This window comes from Albidovulum sediminis (genome assembly GCF_025380365.1).
In the GTDB taxonomy this organism is placed as follows: domain Bacteria; phylum Pseudomonadota; class Alphaproteobacteria; order Rhodobacterales; family Rhodobacteraceae; genus Albidovulum; species Albidovulum sediminis.
Genome location: NZ_JAOCQF010000001.1, coordinates 1,718,758 through 1,737,608, shown reverse-complemented (window position 1 = coordinate 1,737,608; position 18,851 = coordinate 1,718,758). Strand labels below are relative to the sequence as shown.

At 68.8% G+C, this 18,851-nt stretch carries 19 protein-coding genes and 1 riboswitch; of the genes, 7 read left to right on the top strand and 12 right to left on the bottom strand.

Features of this window, described 5'->3' with window-relative positions; all coding sequences use genetic code 11:
- Positions 1–29 precede the first annotated feature (29 nt).
- From N5I32_RS08555 to N5I32_RS08540, 4 genes are all read right to left on the bottom strand, one after another.
- A complete protein-coding gene (locus N5I32_RS08555) occupies positions 30–1,412 on the bottom strand; it encodes an aspartate ammonia-lyase (RefSeq protein WP_261494979.1) in 1,383 nt (460 codons plus the stop codon).
- Positions 1,413–1,483: 71 nt separating this feature from the next.
- Positions 1,484–2,914, bottom strand: coding sequence for an alanine/glycine:cation symporter family protein (locus N5I32_RS08550; RefSeq protein ID WP_261494978.1), 1,431 nt, complete (start codon positions 2,912–2,914; stop codon positions 1,484–1,486).
- Positions 2,915–3,144: 230 nt separating this feature from the next.
- Entirely contained in the window at positions 3,145–4,017 is an 873-nt protein-coding gene (locus N5I32_RS08545) for an asparaginase domain-containing protein (protein ID WP_261494977.1), read from the bottom strand.
- Between the two features lie 96 nt (positions 4,018–4,113).
- Positions 4,114–4,860: an aspartate/glutamate racemase family protein gene (locus N5I32_RS08540; RefSeq protein WP_261494976.1), complete on the bottom strand. Its 747-nt coding sequence runs from the start codon at positions 4,858–4,860 to the stop codon at positions 4,114–4,116.
- Positions 4,861–4,981: 121 nt separating this feature from the next.
- On the opposite strand from N5I32_RS08540, the gene N5I32_RS08535 reads away from it, so the two are divergent.
- On the top strand, positions 4,982–5,794 hold the full coding sequence (locus tag N5I32_RS08535) for a helix-turn-helix domain-containing protein (RefSeq protein ID WP_261494975.1): 813 nt from the start codon (positions 4,982–4,984) through the stop codon (positions 5,792–5,794).
- 23 nt (positions 5,795–5,817) lie between these two features.
- Here N5I32_RS08535 and N5I32_RS08530 read toward each other — a convergent pair whose 3' ends face one another.
- The 8 genes from N5I32_RS08530 to N5I32_RS08495 form a co-directional block, all read right to left on the bottom strand.
- Positions 5,818–6,681, bottom strand: a complete 864-nt coding sequence (locus N5I32_RS08530) for an energy-coupling factor ABC transporter ATP-binding protein (protein WP_261494974.1) — start codon at positions 6,679–6,681, stop codon at positions 5,818–5,820.
- Positions 6,678–7,418, bottom strand: a complete 741-nt coding sequence (gene cbiQ, locus N5I32_RS08525) for a cobalt ECF transporter T component CbiQ (RefSeq protein ID WP_261494973.1) — start codon at positions 7,416–7,418, stop codon at positions 6,678–6,680. Before cbiQ ends, N5I32_RS08530 begins: the two co-directional genes overlap by 4 nt.
- Before the next feature lie 3 nt (positions 7,419–7,421).
- Entirely contained in the window at positions 7,422–7,736 is a 315-nt protein-coding gene (locus tag N5I32_RS08520; RefSeq protein WP_261494972.1) for an energy-coupling factor ABC transporter substrate-binding protein, read from the bottom strand.
- Positions 7,736–8,404: an energy-coupling factor ABC transporter permease gene (locus N5I32_RS08515; RefSeq protein ID WP_261494971.1), complete on the bottom strand. Its 669-nt coding sequence runs from the start codon at positions 8,402–8,404 to the stop codon at positions 7,736–7,738. Before N5I32_RS08515 ends, N5I32_RS08520 begins: the two co-directional genes overlap by 1 nt.
- 67 nt (positions 8,405–8,471) lie before the next feature.
- A riboswitch (cobalamin riboswitch) is annotated at positions 8,472–8,697 on the bottom strand.
- A gap of 50 nt (positions 8,698–8,747) precedes the next feature.
- Complete coding sequence (locus tag N5I32_RS08510; RefSeq protein ID WP_261494970.1) at positions 8,748–9,218, bottom strand: DUF411 domain-containing protein; 471 nt, start codon at positions 9,216–9,218, stop codon at positions 8,748–8,750.
- Between the two features lie 35 nt (positions 9,219–9,253).
- A complete protein-coding gene (locus tag N5I32_RS08505; RefSeq protein WP_261494969.1) occupies positions 9,254–10,720 on the bottom strand; it encodes a multicopper oxidase family protein in 1,467 nt (488 codons plus the stop codon).
- An 80-nt stretch (positions 10,721–10,800) separates the two neighbouring features.
- Entirely contained in the window at positions 10,801–11,172 is a 372-nt protein-coding gene (locus N5I32_RS08500; RefSeq protein WP_261494968.1) for a hypothetical protein, read from the bottom strand.
- A gap of 71 nt (positions 11,173–11,243) precedes the next feature.
- Positions 11,244–12,032 carry a helix-turn-helix transcriptional regulator gene (locus N5I32_RS08495; protein WP_261494967.1) on the bottom strand — a complete coding sequence of 263 codons (789 nt, stop codon included), beginning with the start codon at positions 12,030–12,032 and terminating at the stop codon, positions 11,244–11,246.
- A gap of 81 nt (positions 12,033–12,113) precedes the next feature.
- Here N5I32_RS08495 and N5I32_RS08490 point away from each other — a divergent pair, with 81 nt between their 5' ends.
- The 6 genes from N5I32_RS08490 to N5I32_RS08465 all read left to right on the top strand — a co-directional run bounded on the left by N5I32_RS08490 (position 12,114) and on the right by N5I32_RS08465 (position 18,845).
- Positions 12,114–13,169, top strand: coding sequence for an ABC transporter ATP-binding protein (locus N5I32_RS08490; RefSeq protein ID WP_261494966.1), 1,056 nt, complete (start codon positions 12,114–12,116; stop codon positions 13,167–13,169).
- Positions 13,169–14,086 (top strand): ABC transporter permease, encoded by a 918-nt coding sequence (locus N5I32_RS08485; protein WP_261494965.1) that lies wholly within the window; start codon positions 13,169–13,171, stop codon positions 14,084–14,086. The genes N5I32_RS08490 and N5I32_RS08485 overlap by 1 nt, the downstream gene beginning before the upstream one ends.
- Positions 14,083–14,883 carry an ABC transporter permease gene (locus tag N5I32_RS08480; protein ID WP_261494964.1) on the top strand — a complete coding sequence of 267 codons (801 nt, stop codon included), beginning with the start codon at positions 14,083–14,085 and terminating at the stop codon, positions 14,881–14,883. The genes N5I32_RS08485 and N5I32_RS08480 overlap by 4 nt, the downstream gene beginning before the upstream one ends.
- Before the next feature lie 19 nt (positions 14,884–14,902).
- The gene (locus N5I32_RS08475) at positions 14,903–15,919 is read left to right on the top strand and encodes an extracellular solute-binding protein (RefSeq protein WP_261494963.1); all 1,017 of its coding nucleotides are present in this window, start codon (positions 14,903–14,905) and stop codon (positions 15,917–15,919) included.
- A gap of 89 nt (positions 15,920–16,008) precedes the next feature.
- A complete protein-coding gene (locus N5I32_RS08470) occupies positions 16,009–16,767 on the top strand; it encodes a nitrilase-related carbon-nitrogen hydrolase (protein ID WP_261494962.1) in 759 nt (252 codons plus the stop codon).
- Positions 16,764–18,845 (top strand): oxidoreductase, encoded by a 2,082-nt coding sequence (locus N5I32_RS08465; RefSeq protein WP_261494961.1) that lies wholly within the window; start codon positions 16,764–16,766, stop codon positions 18,843–18,845. The genes N5I32_RS08470 and N5I32_RS08465 overlap by 4 nt, the downstream gene beginning before the upstream one ends.
- Positions 18,846–18,851 lie beyond the last annotated feature (6 nt).

The window sequence follows — 18,851 nt, the reverse complement described above, 5'->3', positions numbered from 1 at the left end:
GGCCCGCCCGGCCCCCCGCGTCAGGATCGCTACATCTGCGCCGCGATCATCGCCGCGATCTCCTCGCGCGTGCCGAAGCCCAGTTCGACGGCGGTCTCTGTGACGCTCTGCCCCTTGGCCAGCGCGGTCTTGGCGACCTTGGCGGCCTTGGCGTAGCCGATGTGCGGGACCAGCATCGTCGCCAGCACGAGGCTGTTTTCCAGCATCCCCTCGCACTGCGCCACGTTCGCTTCGATCCCCTTCACGCAGCGTTCGGCCAGCGTGTCCATCGCCTGCATCAGGATGCGCATGGACTGCAGCACGTTCAGGATGATGATCGGCTCCATCGCGTTCAACTGCAACTGCCCCGCCTCGGCCGCCATGGTCACCGTCAGGTCGTTGCCGATGACCTGGAAGGCGACCTGGTTGACCACCTCGGGGATCACCGGGTTGATCTTGCCCGGCATGATCGATGACCCGGCCTGCACCGGGGGCAGGCGGATCTCGTTGAAGCCCGAGCGCGGGCCCGAGGACAGCAGCCTGAGGTCGTTGCAGATCTTGGACAGCTTCACCGAAATGCGCTTCAAGACGCCCGAGAAGGTGACATAGGCGCCCGCGTCCGACGATGCCTCGATCAGGTTCGCGGCCAGCTTCACCTCGAAGCCCGACACCTGCGCCAGTTCGGCGATCGCGCGTTCGGGATAGCCCTCGGGCGTGTTGACCCGGGTGCCGATCGCGGTGCCGCCGAGGTTCACCTCCAGCAGCAGTTGCGACAGGCGGCCGATGATCTCCACATCCTCGTCGATGGTGGCCGCAAAGCCCGCGAATTCCTGGCCAAGCGTCATCGGAACCGCGTCCTGCAGCTGCGTGCGGCCGATCTTGTGCACCTGCGCGAAGGCGCCCGCGCGTTCGCTGAAGGCCGCCGAAAGCCGCCGCTGCGCCGCCTGGAAAGGCGCACACTGGCTGACGATGGCCAGCCGCATCGCCGTCGGGTAGACGTCGTTGGTCGACTGGGATCGGTTGACGTCGTCGTTGGGATGCAGCCGCGCGTAGTCGCCGGGGCAGTGCCCCATCCGAATCAGGCCGAGGTTCGCGATCACCTCGTTCGCGTTCATGTTGGTCGAGGTGCCGGCGCCGCCCTGGATCATGTCGACGCGGAAATGGTCGTGATGCGCCCCGCCGATGATCTCGTCGCAGACCGCCGCGATGGTCTCGGCCTTGCCCGCATCGAGCGCGCCAAGCGCGCGGTTCACCCCGGCCGCGGCCTTCTTCACCCAGGCGAGCGCGCGGACGAATTCGGGGAAATGCGACAGCGGGATGCCCGAGATCGGGAAATTGTCAATGGCGCGCTGGGTGTGGATGCCCCAGAGGCAGTCCTTCGGCAGATCCATCGTGCCCAGGCTGTCTTCTTCGGTGCGCAGGTCGGTCGTCATGTCTGTCTCCGGTATGGCGGGCGATCGCTCCCGCCTGATGGAAGGGCCGCCCGAAGGCGGCCCCTTTTCTGTCATTTCCAGCGGCCCGGGTTCCAGGCCTCACGGTCAAGGTCGAGGTCGGGGAACTTCGACGGGTCGAAGATCGGCCGCTCGACGCCCGCACGCAACTGCGCGCGGAAGTCGTCCACGACGCGCATCGCGACGGGGAACAGCATCAGGATCGCGACCAGGTTGACGAGCGCAAGCACCCCCATCATCGGGTCGGAGAAGAAGAAGACCGAGGTCGCCGAGGGCGCGGCCGCCCCCATGAACACCAGGCCGAGGATGAGGACGCGCAGCACGAGGATCGCCTGCGGCGCCGGCGTGATCGCGGCCAGCGCGTTCTCGCCCAGGTAGACGTTGTAGATGATCGAGGAGAAGGCAAACAGCAGGATCGCCAGCGTCAGCGCATAGCGCGACCATTCGCCGAAGTGGCTGGCCAGCGATTGTTGCGTCAGCGCCACGCCGTCCACGCCCTCGGCGCCCGGCACGTAGACATCGCCCAGCAGGATGATGAAGGCGGTGCACGAACAGATCACGATGGTGTCGATGAAGACCGAGAAGGACTGCGTGACGCCCTGGCTGACCGGGTGGCGCACCAGCGCGGTGGCGGCGACGTTCGGCGCCGAACCAAGGCCCGCCTCGTTCGAGAAAAGGCCGCGGCGCAGCCCCTGCGCGATCGCGGCACCCATGCCGCCGGCGATGGCCTCCTCATAGCCGAAGGCGCCCGAGACGATCCGCGCGATGACGCCCGGAATCTCTCCGATGTTCATCAGGATGACGACAAGCGCCAGGGCAAGGTAGCCGATCGCCATGACCGGCACGACGACATCGGCCGCCTTGGCGATGCGCTTGATGCCGCCGAAGATGACGATGCCGGTCACGGCGGTCAGCGCCGCCCCGGTGATCAGGCGGCTGATGCCGAGCGAGTCATGGACCGCGCCGGCCACGGTGTTGCCCTGGAAGGCGTTGAAGCCCAGCCCGAAGGCCGCCAGAAGGCAGATGGCATAGACGATGGCCAGCCACCGGTAGCGCGCGCCAAGCCCGTGGCGGATATAGTCCGCCGGCCCGCCGCGGAAGGAATGCTCGCCGTCGGTGCGCTTGTAGATCTGCGCGAGCGTGCATTCGACAAGGCTCGTCGCCATGCCCACGAGCGCGATGCACCACATCCAGAAGACCGCGCCTGGCCCGCCCAGCGTGATCGCCACCGCGACGCCCGCGATGTTGCCGCCGCCGACGCGCCCCCCGACCGAAACCAGCAGCGCCTCGCGCGCGCTGATCGCGTTGGGGTCGGTGTTCTGGTTGCGCCCCGACAGCACGCGGAACATGCGCCCGAAGAACTCGATCTGGACGAAGCCCGACATGATGGTGATGAACACGCCGAAGACGACCAGGATGGGGATGAGCGACCACCCCCAGGTCAGGCTGTCGACATAGCCGAACAGCGATTGCAGGAATTCCATCTGTCCCTCCCTCTGGATGCGGCGTCTGCCGCGGTTCTCCCTTTCGCGCATGGTAACGCATGGGGCCGCCATTCCCTATTGCGCTAAGCGGGTCAGATGGATGCGGTTGCAGTCATTAAATGCGCCAAATAGCATCAATGCGGGGTGGGATCAGCCCGGTGCACGCCCCGTTTTGGAGCCGGGGCCGTGGGGAAGGGCAGGGAAGGCGGCACCGAAGGCGCGCGGCCCGGTCACTCCGACAGGGCAAGCCAAAGCCGCGCCAGCGCGGTTTCGGGCGTCTCCGCCCCGCCGTTCTCGACGCCCGCGCGCCAGAGCGCGGCGCCCGCGGCGTAGGCGCCTGGCTCCAGCCCGCCGCTCTCGCACTGGCTGACCGCGCGGAGGCGGCAGCCCCGCGCGATGGCTGCGGAAAGGGTGGCGTGCAGCGCGGGGTCGGACATCGCCGTGCCCGCGCCGAAGACGCGCAGCACGGCGCCGTCCAGGTTGTCCAGCATCGCCGCAAGGGCGGGGACCGGCATCCCCGGCGACAGCGTCAGGATCGCCACCCGCCGGTCGGCGAAGCGGCGCGGCCGCATCGGCCCGGGCGTCGGCACCTGCGGCACGGCACGGAAGGCATCGGCCTTGTGGGAATCGTGCTTGACCAACCCCGCCCCCGGCAGAAGCCGGCCGGCGAAGGCCAGCCAGACGCCTGCCCCACCCCCGGCCGCCCCCTTCAGCGCGATGTCGAGGGCGAGGGCCAGGTTGGCCTCGGCGTCGCCCCCGGTGTTCAGGGGTTGCATCGCTCCGCACAGCACGACCGGCACCGCGATCCCCGCCAGCGCCTCGCTCAGCGCAGCACCCGTGTAGGCCATCGTGTCGGTGCCATGGGTGACGATGACCCCGGCACCCCGGAACCCCTGTACGGCCGCGATGATCCGGTTCCACTCCACCGGGCCCATCTCGGCGCTGTCCACCAGCGGGTCGAAGGCATTGACCGTGATCCGCGCGCCCTCGGGCGCAAGGCTTCCCAGCGCCCGCTCCACCACGCCCGCCTGCGGGGTAAGGCCCTCGGGACCCGGCGCCATGCCGATGGTGCCGCCGGTATGAATCACCAGAATCTCCGTCACCAACGCATCCCCTGTCTCGCTTCCATTCCGCGCCTTGCCAGCTTTCACCACGCGCCCCGGCGGCGCAATCCTTGCCATGCGCACCGCGCCCCGACGTCACCGCAAGCCCGCGTCCCCCACCCGGAGTTTCGTGGGTGCCAGCGACCGTTCCGCCAGTTTCGCGGCGACAAGATCGGTCACGTCCACCAGCGTCCGGTCGGTGCCGATATCCGCGATCAGCGGCAGTTCGGTGCAGGCCAGAAGCACGACATCGGCCGAAAGGTTCTCGACCAGCGCCCGGAAGCGCGGCCGCAACGTCGCCTCCGCACTGCCAAGCCGTTTCACATCCTCAATCAGGCGGTGCAGCGCCGCGCTGTCGGCGGGCACCTCAACCTCCACCAGGTCGCGCAGGTCGCGATAGGCCGACCAGTCGCCCATCGCGGTCACCGGCGCGGCACCCAGCAGCGCCACGCGCGCAGTGCCCGTGCGCGTGATCCAGTCCGCGATCGCCGACTGGAACGATATGAACTCGGCGCCGAGATCCAGCGCGGCGATGCGCGGGGCGTACCAGTTCAGCGTATTGCAGGCGATCGCGAAGGCATCGACCTGCGGCGACAGCGCCGAAAGCACCCGCTGCAAGGCCGCCCACACGGCCGCGTCGTTGGCCGCAAGGTCCATCGACAGGCCCAGGTCCGGCTCCGACACCACGACGACGCGCGGCGCATCGAGATCGCCGCGAAACGCCGCCCCGAAGGCGGCCTGATTGTGCCTGAGAACCTTGGCCCAGAGGTCAAGCCCCGCCTCCGGCCCCGACCCGGCGACGATGCCGATGGTTGCGCGCCTTTCCGCCTTTCCGATCCGCATCGCTCTTCCCCGTCTCTACGCCGCTGCATGCCCTAATCTCTTGACCGGCGAGACTTGGGACAAGTATGCAGAGATGCATGAACTGGCGCAACAAGACGCCGAAAAAGCATCGGAATGCATCATGCAGCCCTTCAGCCAGAACCTGAGACTGCTTTGCGGCTACCGGCCCTCGATCTCGCGGGTGGCGCTGGACCTCAAGCTGAACCGCAGCCAGCTCAACCGCTACCTCGCCGGCACTTCCTACCCGCGCGAAGGTCTGATGCGCCGCATCTGCGACTACTTCGGCGTCGAACCCTACGAACTTCTGCTGCCCGAAGAGGAATTCGCCCGCATCGTCAAGCTGCGCGGCCTGTCGTCGGACAGCGTGACGCGCACCCTGCGCCAGCATTTCGACCGCATCTTCGCCCGCAACGATCCGCGGATCTTCAACCTATCGGGGATGTTCTTCGAATACTACGCCTCGATGTCCTCGCGCGGGCAGATCGTGCGCGCGCTTGTCGTCTTCTCGATCGAGGAGGATCACATCTTCTACCGGCGGCTGGAACGGATGGGCCCGGCCGACCGCCCCTGCGCGCGGCACTACCGCTATCAGGGCGCGGCGCTGATGACCGGCGACCGGGTGTTCCTGAACGATTACGAGTATTCCGCCGGGATCGAGATCACCCAGACCGTCCTCTACCCGGATTACTCGCACCGCTGGACCCGGCTTCATGGCGTCAAGGTCGGGGTCTCCGCCAATCGCGATCACGTTCCCTGCTGCGTCCGCACCTACATGGAACGGACGCCGCCACGCCTGCCGCTGTTCGGCGCGCTGCGCCGGTGCGGGCTGTTCGACCCCGACAGCGCCGAGATCCCCGCGCGCGTCCTGCCGATGATCGACAACAGCCGGTCCGGCCCCCACGTGTTCGAGGCCTTCGCCGACGCGCCGGACTGACCCGGCCCGGACCCCGGGGGCTTCTACGCCCCGCCGGGGGTGCCGGGCTTGCGCTGCCAGCCCGCCATCGCCTGCTTCAGCCCCTCGCGTGAGCGGGGCAGGGCCTCGGCGGGGGCGATCAGGCCGCTGTCGCGCGCATGAAGCGCAAGGTCGGCCAGGATCGGCGGATGCAGCCCGACGCGCGCCAGCATCGCCCGGTCCGTCAGGATCGCCGTGGCCTCCCCCTGCGCCATGGCCTGACCGTCGCGAAACAGCACCACGTCGTCGGCCAGTATCCAGGCCAGTTCCACGTCATGCGTCGAAAAGACCAGCGTCACGCCGTCCGCGGCCAGCGTCTTCAGCGTCGTCACCAGTTGCGCCGCCCCTTCCGCGTCCAGCCCCGCGGTCGGCTCGTCCAGCAGCAGCACCTCGGGCCGCATCGCCAGCGCACCCGCGATCGCGACCCGCTTCTTCTGCCCGCCCGACAGCATGTGCGTCGCCCGGTCGCGCAGGTCGGCGATGCCAAGGGCGGCCAGCGCCTCCTCGACCCGGGCGCGCGCCTCGGGCTCGCCAAGGCCGAGGTTGAGCGGGCCGAAGGACACGTCCTCGAACACGGTGGCGGCGAAAAGCTGATCGTCGGCGTCCTGAAGGACCAGGGCGACGCGCTCGCGCCAGCGGACCAGCCCCTTGCGCGAATAGTCCGCCGGTTGGCCCGCCATCGTGATCCGGCCCGATCCGGGGCGGAGCGTGCCGTTCAGGTGCAGAAGCAGCGTGGACTTGCCCGCCCCGTTGGGGCCGAGGATCGCAAGGCTCCGCCCCTCCGGCACCGCAAGGCTCAGGCCGCGCAGCGCCGCGACCTCTCCGGGGAAGGAGAAGCGCAGGTCTTCGGCGGTCAGGATCGGGGTCATGGCGCCACCGCCAGTGCCAGGATCGCGACCGCGCCCTGAAGCGCCACGATCAGCCCCAGGATGCGGGGAGAGGCCGCCGGGCGGTCGTGCAGTACCCGCATCTCCCCCTGCCAGCCGCGCGCGGCCAGCCCGGTTTCCAGCCGCCGCGCGCGGTCCATCGCGCGGGGCAGCAGGTTGGCGATCACCATCGCGGTCGAGCGCAGCCAGCGCTGCCGGGTCGCATGGCCAAGCCGCGCGCGCTGCGCGGTTGTCATGGCCACCGCCTCGTCGCCCAGAAGGAAGACGAAGCGGTAGGTCAGCAGCGCGATCTCCACGATCTCGGCCGGAACGCCGACCCGGCGCAGGCCGGACAGCAGGTCCGCCGCCGGCGTGGTGAAGGCGAGAAACAGCAGGCAGGTCACCGCCGCGCCGGACCGCAGCACCAGTTGCACCGCCGCCGCCACGCCGCCCGCCGCGGGGGCAAGGCCAACCGGCCCCCACTCGACCAGCAGCACCAGCGCGCCCGTGGCAAGGAACCCCAAGGGCAACAGCGTCACCGGAAGCCAGAGGCGGAAGGGCACCCGTGCCCCGCCGAAGGTGAGGGCCAGCATGACGGCCGCGACCATCGCCGCGCCCGGCCAGGGCGGCAGCACGATGGCGAGGGCCAGGAAGCCCAGGCCGGTCGTCACCTTCTCGGCAAGCGGCCGGCGCCGCCAGCGACTGAGCGCCGCTGCGCGGTCGATCAGGGAAATCGACATGGCTCAGCTTTTCTGCGTTTCGGGCGGAGTGGGGCCGTCCCGCTCAGCCTCGGCCTGGGCGCGGCCGTGACGGCGCCCGATGGCATAGCCGACGATCAGCGCCCCGAGGGCGGCCTGCAGCGCGAAGAACAGCCCCTCGACCTCGCCGCTGGGTGGGGTCCAGATCGGCGTGAACCAGGGGGTGAAGCCGGGGTTCGCTTCCTCGATCGCGGCGGCGGCCTGACCGTCCGCGCCGGCGAACTCCCCGCCCATCAGCAGCGGGACGATGACCAGGGCCGCAACGCCCAGAAGCATCCAGGAAGACCGCGAGAACCGCATCAGCGCACCTCCCCCGCCAGCACGCCGATCTTGTCGGCGTCGCGCACCTTGCCCGTCAGCGCGTCGATCACGACGACGGTCAGCAGCCCTTCGGCGATCGCGAGCGGGATCTGCGTAATGGCGAAGATGCCGCCGAACTTCACCATCGCCCCGAGGACGCCCGACACCGCGTCGGGATAGGCGAGCGCCAGCTGGAACGAGGTGAAGAGGTAGGTGGAAAGATCGCCGAGTGCTGCCGCAAGGAACACCGTCAAAGCCATCGACAGCCCCGCCGACCGGCCCAGCCGCCAGATGCCCCAGGCGACCCAGGGCCCGACGATCGCCATGGAAAACGCATTGGCGCCCAGCGTCGTCAGCCCGCCGTGGGCCAGGAGCAGCGCCTGAAAGAGGAGCACGATGACCCCGAGTACCGCCATGACCGACGGCCTGAAAATTACCGCGCCAAGGCCGGTGCCCGTCGGGTGCGAGCACGACCCGGTCACCGAGGGGATCTTCAGCGCCGAGAGGACGAAGGCGAAGGCGCCGGAGGCGGCCAGCGTCATCCGCGCCTCCGGACGCTCGCGCACGATGGTGCGCACGCGCTTTGTGCCGGCGACGACGAACGGGGCCGAGGCCAGATACCAGGCCAGGCTGTGGGAGGCGGGGAGATAGCCTTCCATGATATGCATGTGAATGGTCCTTCCACGTCAAAAGTGGCGTGATCCTGCAAATCCGGACGCCCCGCCCGAACTGGCTCACGCGCACAACCGGATGGCAGGTCTCCTGACTCGCGGGTCGTGGAAGTCCGGTCGCCTTCCCGGCTCGGTTCCCCCCGTGGAAGCAGGGGCAGCCAGTGGCATATCGACCGTCTTCTTGCCGCTCACAGTTGCGGGGGCAGCCACGGATTCGGCCCCTGATGGGTAATCCTCACCGTGTTCCCTATTAATCCCTTGCTTCGGGAACCATCGGATCAACTATGGCGCCGGACCCCTGCCTGTCAAGCAAGGACGGCCCGGCGCGCATGCCGCCGCCTCAGGCGGCGTCGTAGTGGCTGAAGACCTCGGTCGTGCCGTCGCGCCGGATCAGGAACACGTCATAGGCGTCGCGCTCCTCCTCCGGTCCCATGCCCGGCGATCCGTAGGGCATGCCCGGCACGGCAAGGCCCACCGCGTCGGGGCGCTCGTCCAGCAGGCGGCGAATGTCGGCGACCGGCACGTGGCCCTCTATCATGTAGCCGTCCACCCGGGCGGTGTGGCAGGAGATCATCGTCTCCGGAATGCCGCTGTCCTGCTTGTATCGCATCAGGGCGGTGCCCGCGCTCATCTCGACCGTCACGTCGAAGCCCGCCTGCTGCAGGATGGCGACCCAGGCGCCGCAGCAGCCGCAGTCGGGGTCCTTGAGGACGTGGATCACCGGGCCTGCCGCCCGGGCAATGCCGGGCAGCGCCAGCGCGGCACAGGCGCCGAAAAGGGCGGCGCGGCGGGAAAGTTCAAACGGTTTCATCGGGTTTCCTTTCGGGGTATCTCAGTGCCCGGAGATCAGGCAGCGGCCGTGACGACGAATTCGGTCATCATGCCGGTGGCGAGATGGGGCATGTGGTGGCAGTGCAGCATCCAGCGCGCGGCCTCGCCCGCGTCGATGGCGACGGTGACCATCGACATCGGCGGCACATAGACGGTGTCGCGCCGCGCGCCGGCGATGGCCTTGCCGTTGACGCCGATGACCTGGAAGGCGTGGCCGTGCAGGTGCATCGGATGACCCATCATCGACATGTTGTGGAACGACAGGTCCACCCGCTCGCCACTGGCCGCCTCGACCGGAGAATGCCGGCCCCAGGTGGCGCCGTCGATGGTCCAGACATAGGGCTGCATGGAGCCGCCGAGCATCAGCACCCGGCTGCGGTCGGCCGCGCGGACGGGCAGCGGGTCGCGCGTCACCAGCCGCGATTCCTGCGCCAGGTCGGTGTCGAAGGCCGGTGCCTCCGCCTCGGCCTGCGGCTCGATCCGGCGCACCTCGGCACCCGGCGTGGCCAGGACGATCCCGGTGCGCTCCCGCGCGCCCTCGCGCAGCGCAAGGACCGGCCAGGCGCCGCCCTCGGCGGGCAGGTCGATCTGCAGGTCCATTCGCTGCCCCATCGCCAGGCCGAATCGCGTGCCCGCGACCGGCTCCACCCCGTGCCCGTCCACCGCGACAAGCCGCGCCGGCAGTCCGCCGGTGTCGATCCAGAAGACGGTCGCCGCCGCCGCGTTGATGACGCGCAACCTGACGCGCCCACCCCGCTCGACCGGCACCACCTCGGGATCGGTCAGGGTGCGGTCGTTGGCCAGGTAAGCGTCCCAGTCGTAGTCGTTCAGGTCCATCGCCATCCCGCCCATGGCCATGTCGCCCATGGCCATGCCCTCCATCCCGCCGCCCGCGGCGCCGGGTTCGCCGCCGCCCCCGGCGCTGCCGTGGGCATGCGCCATGCCGTGGCCGCCGGTGATCTCCTCCAGCACCTCCTTGGGCGCCTTGAAGGAAAAGTCGTGCAGGAACAGGACCACCTCCTGCCGGTCCTCGGCCAGGTCTTCCGGCGCGCGCACGATCAGCGGCGCGGCCAGAAGCTGCATCTCCTGCGTCGGGATGTGGGAATGCATCCAGTGGGTGCCGGGCCGCGGGTCGAAGTCGTAGGACCGCGTCTCGCCAGGCGCGAGCGCGGGCATCGGCGCGTCGGGCACGCCGTCCTGGGCGTTCGGGGGGATCTGGCCGTGCCAGTGGACGATGGTCGCCACGTCCAGCGTGTTGGTCAGGTCCACGCGGAACCGCTGGCCGGGGTCGAGGATCAGGCCCTGACCCGCCGGACCGGAAAGGCCGAAGACGGTCGCCGCGCGCCCGTCAATGTCAAGGGTCCGGCGCGCGGCTGCAAGGGAAATCGGCGGCGTCTGCGCCAAAGCCGGGCGGGGCAGGCAGGGAAGGGTCAGCGCCGAGGCGCCTGCGGCCAGAAAGCCGCGTCGGGACAGGATGGTCATGGGTCTCTCCAAGTGGGGCAGTGCGCGCGCCCCGCGTCATCGGATCGTTCTGGGCACGGCGAACCCGCACCCCGGTGACATCAGAGGAGAGGCGCCCTTGGCGGGCGTTCGTCCGACCCGGGGCTCAGCCCGCGGGCCAGCGCCGCGGGCAGCAGCGGCGGTTGCACCAGCGCCGGCGCGCGCGCCGGCTGATCCGGTTCCACCGGAAGGTTCCCGACGAGGCCGGCGCAGGACAGCGCGCAGAGCGCGTCGTGCGGCGGCTGCCGGGTCGGAGTGTCGGGGCAGCAATCGTGCGCGTCCGCCGCTGCGGCGGCGGTGACGTGACCCTGCGCCATGCCGGGATCGGCCGGCACGCGCGCGGCATGCGCCACCGTCGCCACCGAGACGATGGCAATGGCGATGACCGCAATCAGGGTGACAAGACGCCGGACCATGGCAGCGAAGATAGACACGCTCCGGCCCCCTGTCCACTGTGGCCCCCTGCGACCCCTGCGCGCGGGGGGCCTCTCGCAGTCGCCTGCCCTCACGACCCCCGCAGCAGGGGCAGCATCAGGGCAAACAACTCTGCCTGCGAGCTCAGGCCGCAGCGCGCGTAAAGCTGGCGGCGGAAGACCTTGACCGTCTGCGGCGACAAACCCATCCGCAGCCCGATCGAGGCGGTGGAATGCCCCCGCAGGATCAGGAGCGCCACCTCCGCCTGCCGCGGCGTGATGTCGATGCCGTGCTCTCTCAGCGCGGCGATCAGGTCGCCCGCCACGTCGTCGGCGGGCCCGGTTTCGGCGGCAAGCCCCGCCCAGTGCTGTTCGGCCAGCGCCACGACCACGGGCGCGATGCGCTGGCAGGTCGCGGCCTCGGTCGCAGAGAACACCCGGCCCGAGGCGGCGTCGCGGCCGATGCAGATGTTCAGCGACACGCCCGCGACCGGATAGGCGATGAAGGTCAGCTCGTCGATCAGCGTCGTCTGGCGGTAGTATTCGGTGAAGTAGCGGCTGCGCTGGAACGCGTCCGGCGCGATGTCGGTCAGCCGGTAGACCCCGGCCGCGACCCGGCTCACATGCAGATCGTGATAGGGATCAAGCAGATAGGCCCCGCCCAGATAGGTGTCGTCAAGCTGGGCGAAGACCTGCGGCAGTTCGGTCTGGCGGAACAGGACCTGCGGCGGGCCGGCGTCGCGGTAGGCCAGGATGATCAGGTTGTCGGGCGCGACGATCCTTCGGAAGAACGCGAGAAGCGCGCTTTCGAAGCCCGGCCGGCCCATCCGGCGGATGGTTTCGGCCAACTGGGATTCGGCGATGTTCGGCAGGCCGGCCATGATACCTCTCTAGGGGTATATACCACCCGGAACGCTTGGTTCTAGCCTTGTCTCTGCCAGTTGGGGGGTATGAACGCAACAATGACCGCAGCCGTGGAAATCCGCCGTGCCGTCAAGCGCTATGGCAGCGTGACAGCCTTGCACCGGGTCGACCTGTCGATCGCGGACAACGAGTTCTTCACGCTCCTCGGCCCGTCCGGATGCGGCAAGACAACGCTCCTGCGCATGATCGCCGGGTTCGAGGACGTGACCGAGGGTGAGATCCGGCTTTTCGGCGACGACATCGCGCGGCTCGAACCGAACCACCGCCCGGTCAACACCGTCTTCCAGCACTACGCGCTTTTTCCGCACATGAGCGTGATCGACAACGTGGCCTTCGGGCTGAAGATGAAAGGGGTGGACGCCGCCACCCGCCGCGACCGCGCGGGCAGGATGCTGGAGATGGTGCATCTCTCTGCCTTCGCCGATCGCAGCCCCGCGCAACTGTCGGGCGGCCAGCAGCAGCGCGTCGCGCTGGCCCGGGCGCTGGCGCCTGACCCCAAGGTGCTCCTGCTCGACGAACCGCTCTCGGCGCTGGACCTCAAGCTCCGGCAGGCGATGCGCGTGGAACTCAAGCAATTGCAGGAAGACACCGGCATCACCTTCATCTTCGTCACCCACGACCAGGAAGAGGCGCTGACCATGTCGGACCGCATCGCGGTCATGTCCGAGGGCCGGGTGCAGCAGGTGGGCACGGCGCGCGACATCTACGAGGCGCCGGTGAACCGCTTCGTGGCCGATTTCATCGGCGAGACCAACCTGCTGGAGGTCGAGGTGGAGGCCGTGGCCGGCGGGGTCGCCACCGTCGCCCTTCCCGGCGGCCACCGCCTGACCTGCCCCTCGGCCACCTCGGCCACCGGCCGCCACCACCTGTCGATCCGGCCCGAGCGGCTGACCCTGTCGCAGGACGCCGACCTGACCGCGACGGTCGAACGCGTGGTCTACCTCGGCACCGATCTTCAGGTCATCGCCCGGCTTGACGGCGGCACGCCCTTCACCCTGCGCCTGCAGAACGCGGCCCGCGTCGCCGCCCCCGAACCCGGCGCCCGCGTCGGCCTTCACCTGGAGGAAGGCGCCGCGCGCCTTCTGGCCGACTGATGGCTGGCCCAGGCCCCTCGCGCGGACCGGCCGATGCGGCCTATGCGGGCCTTGTCCGTCCGCTGCTGCTGCCCACCTGGGTCGTGATCGGCATCCTGATGGTGGTGCCGGTGGCGCTCATGGCGGTCTACTCCTTCCTGACGAAGGAATTCCGCGGCGGCGTCGAATGGGACTTCACGCTGGCCGCCTATGACCAGTTCTTCGTCACCCGCGGCCTCTTCGGGGACGAGCCTGCGCAGATCGAATGGACCTACATCACGATCTTCGCCCGGTCCATCTGGCAGGCCGCGCTCGCGACCGGGCTTTGCCTTCTGATCGGCTTCCCGACCGCCTGGTTCATCGCCACCCGGCCGGCACGGACGCGCGGGGTGTGGCTGTTCCTGATCACCATCCCCTACTGGGTCAACCTGCTGATCCGCACCGTCTCGCTCAAGTTCCTGATCCGCGAGACCGGGCCCTTGAACGAAAGCCTGATGGCGATCGGCCTGATCGACAGCCCGCTGCCGCTGGTCAATACCAACCTCGCCGTGCAACTCGGGCTGTTCTACAGCTACCTGCCGTTCATGGTGCTGCCGATCTACGCCGCGGTCGAGCGCTACAACTTCGCGCTCTCCGAGGCCGCCGCCGACCTCTACGCCAGCCGCTGGGCGACGCTGCGCGAGATCGTGCTGCCAGTGGTCAGGCCGGGGATCGTCGCCGGCATGATCCTCGTCTTCGTGCCCTCGCTTGGCGCCTTCCTCGCGCCCGACCTTCTGGGCGGGGCCAAGACCTTCATGATCGGCAGCCTGATCGACGAACAGTTCAAGGGCAGCCAGGGCAACTGGCCCTTCGGCGCGGCGGTCAGCATGATCCTGATGAGCATGGTCATGGTGGTGCTGCTGGCCTATGCCCGCGCACAGGGGAGGGCGGGGCGATGAAGGGCGTGCGCCACTATCCCGGCTTTCTGGCGATGACGCTGGCCTGTCTTCTGGTGCTCTACGCGCCGCTCGCGGTCGTCGCGGTCTATTCCTTCAACGGCTCGACCTCGATCACGCAATGGGGCGGTTTCTCGCTGCGCTGGTACGGCGATGTCTTCACCGGGCCCGAGGCCGGGCGCTTCGGTCAGGCGGCATGGAACTCGCTCACCATAGCGCTCATCGCCTCGACCACGGCGGCGGCCATCGCCACCGCCGCCGCGCTGGCGATGATCCGAGGCGGCGCTTTCCATGGCCGCCAGGCCAGTTTCGCCCTGATCAACCTTCCGCTGATGGTGCCCGAGATCGTCATCGCCGTCTCGACGCTCATCTTCTTCTCGACCGTCGGCCTGACCACCGGCTACCTGACGATCCTTCTGGCCCATATCACCTTCTGCATCCCCTTCGCCTACCTGCCCATCGCCGCCCGGCTCGAAGGGATTGAGGGCACCTACGAACAGGCCGCCCGCGACCTCTACGCCACCCGCGCGCAGGCGTTCCGGCTGATCCTGCTGCCCCTGATGATGCCGGGCGTGGTCTCGGGCTGGCTCCTGGCCTTCATCATCTCGCTCGACGACTTCATCATCACGAACTTCGTCAAGGGCGCCGGGATGGAGACTCTGCCCACGGCGATCTTCGGCAGCGTCAAGCAGGGCATCAAGCCCAACATCATGGCCATTTCCACGCTGATGCTGGGCGTCAGCGTCCTTTTCGTCACCGCCGCCTATCTCGTCAACCGCAAGGGGCAGAAGATCCCCTGATCCCGACAAGGAGACCACGATGAAGAAACTGTTGCTCGGCACCTGCCTTCTGGCCACCCCGGCCTTCGCGGAAGGGGAACTGAAGGTCTACCACTGGTTCGAATACATCCCCGAGGAGCTGGTCCAGAAATTCGAGACCGAGACCGGCATCGACGTGACCATCGACACCTACGACAGCAACGAGGCGATGCTGGCCGCGCTCAAGGCCGGCAAGATCGGCCAGTACGACGTGGCCGTCCCCGGCGACTACATGGTCAAGATCATGGGCGACGAGGGGCTTCTGGACACGTTCGCGCCCGAAGACCTGCCGAACTTCGGCAACATCGCGCCGCAGTGGCTCGACGTGCCCTTCGATCCGGGCCGCAAGTCCTCCATCCCCTACCAGTGGGGCTCCACCGCGTTCAGCGTGAACCGCGACGTCTATCAGGGCGACATCGACAGCCTTGCCATCCTCTTCAACCCGCCGGCGGAGCTTCAGGGCAAGATCAACGTCCTCGACAGCCAGGGCGAGGTTCTGGCCCTTGGCTCGATCTACCTCGGCATCCCGCAGTGCTCGCAGGACCGCGAACAGCTCAAGGCGCTCAGCGACATGCTCGTCGCGGCGAAGGCGCACTGGGCCTCGTTCGGGTCGGACACCGCCAAGGACGTGCTTGTCTCGGGCGACGCGGCGGCGGGCATGATCTACAACGGCTTCTCCGCCAAGGCGCGGGCCGAGGGCGCGAATGTCGAATACGCCTTCCCGAAGGAAGGCTATGTCGTCTGGATGGACAACGTCGTCCTGCTGAAGGACGCGCCGAACCGCGACAACGCGCTGAAGTTCATGAACTTCCTGCTCGACCCCGAAAACTCGGCCGCCGTCACCAACTACGCCGCCTATACCTCGGGCGTCACCGGCGTCGATCCCTTCCTGGCCGACGAGATCAAGAACAGCCCGGAAAACAACCCGCCGGCGGACCAGAAGGGCTTCTTCATCGAGGCCTGCGACGAGGAAACGCAAAAGCTTTACGACGCGATCTGGACCAACCTCAAGAAGTGATCCGGCCCGGGGGCGGGACAGGCCTGCCCCCGACCCTCCACCCGTTCATTCAGGGAAGCCGGACCGGCGACGGTCCGGACGTGTGACGCATGCGACTGGCACTCTGGCAGGGCACCTCGCCCGCATCCGATCTGGAAGCCGGCCTGACCGCGGCCGAGACGGCGCTGGCCGCGGCCGCGGCGATGGGCGCGGCGGCGCTGGTGCTGCCCGAGGTCTGGCTGCCCGGCTACAATCAGGACGGCATCCCCGGCAAGGCGCTGGCGCCCGACAGCGCGCCGATGCGCCGGCTGGCGCGGGCGGCTGCCGCCGCCGGCTGCGCGCTGGTGGTGGGCTACGCCGAACGCGATGGCACCCGCGTCTTCAACTCCGCCGTCTGTTTCGGGCCGGACGGGGCGGTTCTTGCCAACTACCGCAAGATCCAGCTTTACGGTCCGCGCGAACGCGCGATCTACACGCCTGGCGACGCCTACGTCACCTTTCCGCTGGCGGGGAAGACCGCCGCTCTCCTCATCTGCTACGACGTGGAGTTCGCGCCCCATGTCAAGGCGCTGGCCGACCGCGGGGTGACGGTGATCCTGAACCCGACCGCGAACATGGCACCGTTCACCCATGTCGTGCGTCACACCGTCCCCGCGATGGCCGCAAACCATGGCCTTTCCATCGTCTACGCGAACTACTGCGGGGCGGAGGGCGACCTGGCTTACGTCGGCGGCTCGCTCATCGCCGGGCCGCATGGCGAGGTGCTGGCCCAGGCCGGGGACCATCCCGCGCTCCTGATCGCCGACATCCCCCCGCGCGACCCCGCGCGGCTTTCCACCCAGTCCGCCGACCTGAGGCTTCTGCCATGACCCGTCTGCCCGCCCACGACATCCTCTTCACGCCGATGCAGATCGGCCCCAAGACGGCGAAGAACCGCTTCTACCAGGTGCCGCACTGCAACGGCGGCGGTTACCGCGACCCCTCCGCCGTGGTCGAGATGCGCCGCACCAAGGCCGAGGGCGGCTGGGGCGTGATCTTCACCGAACAGACCGAGATTCACCCGACCTCGGAGATCACCCCCTTCATCGAACAGCACCTCTGGGACGACCGCGACATTCCCGCACTCGCCCGCATGGCCGAGGCGATGAAGAGCCACGGCGCGCTCGCCGGGATTCAGCTTGCCTATTCAGGCATCAACGGGCCGAACCTCTACTCGCGCGAGGTGCCGCTGGCGGTCTCCGGCGGGCCGATCCTGACCTTCACCTCCGACCCGGTGCAGGCCCGCACCATGGACCGGGAGGATATCCGCGATCTCCGCCGCTGGTTCCGCAACGCCTTCCGCCGCAGTCAGCAGGCGGGGTTCGACCTGGTCTGCCTGTACGGCGCCCATGGCTTCGGCATCCTTCAGCATTTCCTTTCCCGCGCCACCAACCACCGCACCGACGAATACGGCGGCAGCCTTGAGAACCGCGCGAGGTTCCTGCGCGAAGTGGTTGAGGAAGCAAGGGAAGAAACCAGGGGGGAAGTGGCCGTTTCCCTGCGCATGTCGCTGCACGAGGCGGGCGCCTACGGTTTTTCCAACGCCGAGTTGCGCGACTTCATCGAGATGCACGGGGACCTGCCCGACATCTGGGACCTGGCGCACGGAACCTGGGAAAACTGTTCCGGCACCTCGCGTTTCAAGCCCGAGGGCGCGCAGGAGGATCTGGTCAAGGGGATCAAGGCGCTGACCCCGAAGCCGGTCGTCGGCGTCGGCCGCTTTACCTCGCCCGATGCGATGGTCCGCCAGATCAGGTCGGGCATCCTCGACTTCATTGGTGCCGCCCGTCCCTCGATCGCCGACCCGTTCCTGCCTGTGAAGGTGGAGGAAGGGCGCTACGAGGAGATCCGCGAGTGCATCGGCTGCAACATCTGCGTCAGCGGAGACCTGACTCAGGGCCTCAGTCGCTGTACCCAGAACACCGCCTTCATGGAGGAATGGCGCAAGGGCTGGCACCCGGACCGCGCCCGGCCGAAAGGCGCGTCGGAAAGCGTCCTGATCGTCGGTGCGGGGCCGACGGGGCTTGAGGCCGCGTTGCAGGCCGCGCGGCGCGGCTACCAGGTCACGCTGGCGGAGGCCTCGACAACGCTGGGCGGGCGGGTGGCGCGGGAACGCGCGCTGCCGGGCCTGTCGGCCTGGGGTCGGGTGGCGGACTACCGCACCGGCCAGATGGCGCCGATGCCGAACGTGGAGATCTACCGCGACAGCCGCCTGACGGCCGAGGATATCCTGTCGATGGGCGCCGAACACGTCGCCATCGCGACCGGAAGCCGCTGGCGGCGCGATGCGGTGGCGCGTCTGCACCTGCACCCGATCCCGACCGACCCGGCGATGGCCCTTTACACACCCGACGACCTGATGGCCGGGAACGCGCCCGAAGATCGCCGCGTAACCCTTTATGACGACGATCATTTCTACATGGGATCTGTGCTGGCGGAACTGCTGGTCGCGAAGGGCTGCAAGGTTGATTTCGTCACCCCCGCGGTCAAGGTGGCCGAGTGGACCGACAACACGCTCGAGCAGGGCACGATCATGCGGCGGCTGCTGGAGATCGGGGTAGAGATTCACCTGAGCAAGGCGCCGGAAGTCATTGGCGCGCAAGAGGTTATCCTGGGATGCACCTGGACGGGGCGGCAGTCGGCGCTGGCGGCCGAAGCGGTGGTCATGGTGACGTCGCGCACCCCGGACGACGGGCTATACCACGCCACCCGCGCGCTTGACTGGCAGGGCGCCGGCATCCGGTCGCTGAAGCTGATCGGGGATGCGGCGGCGCCGGGGCCGATCGCCTGGGCGACCTATGCCGGGCGGACCTGGGCGGAGGAACTGGACGCGCCCGACCGTGGCGACGACCTGCCATTCCGGCGCGAGATCGCGGAGTTGCTGCCGCACGATCCCCGCACGCCCTGAGGCCTG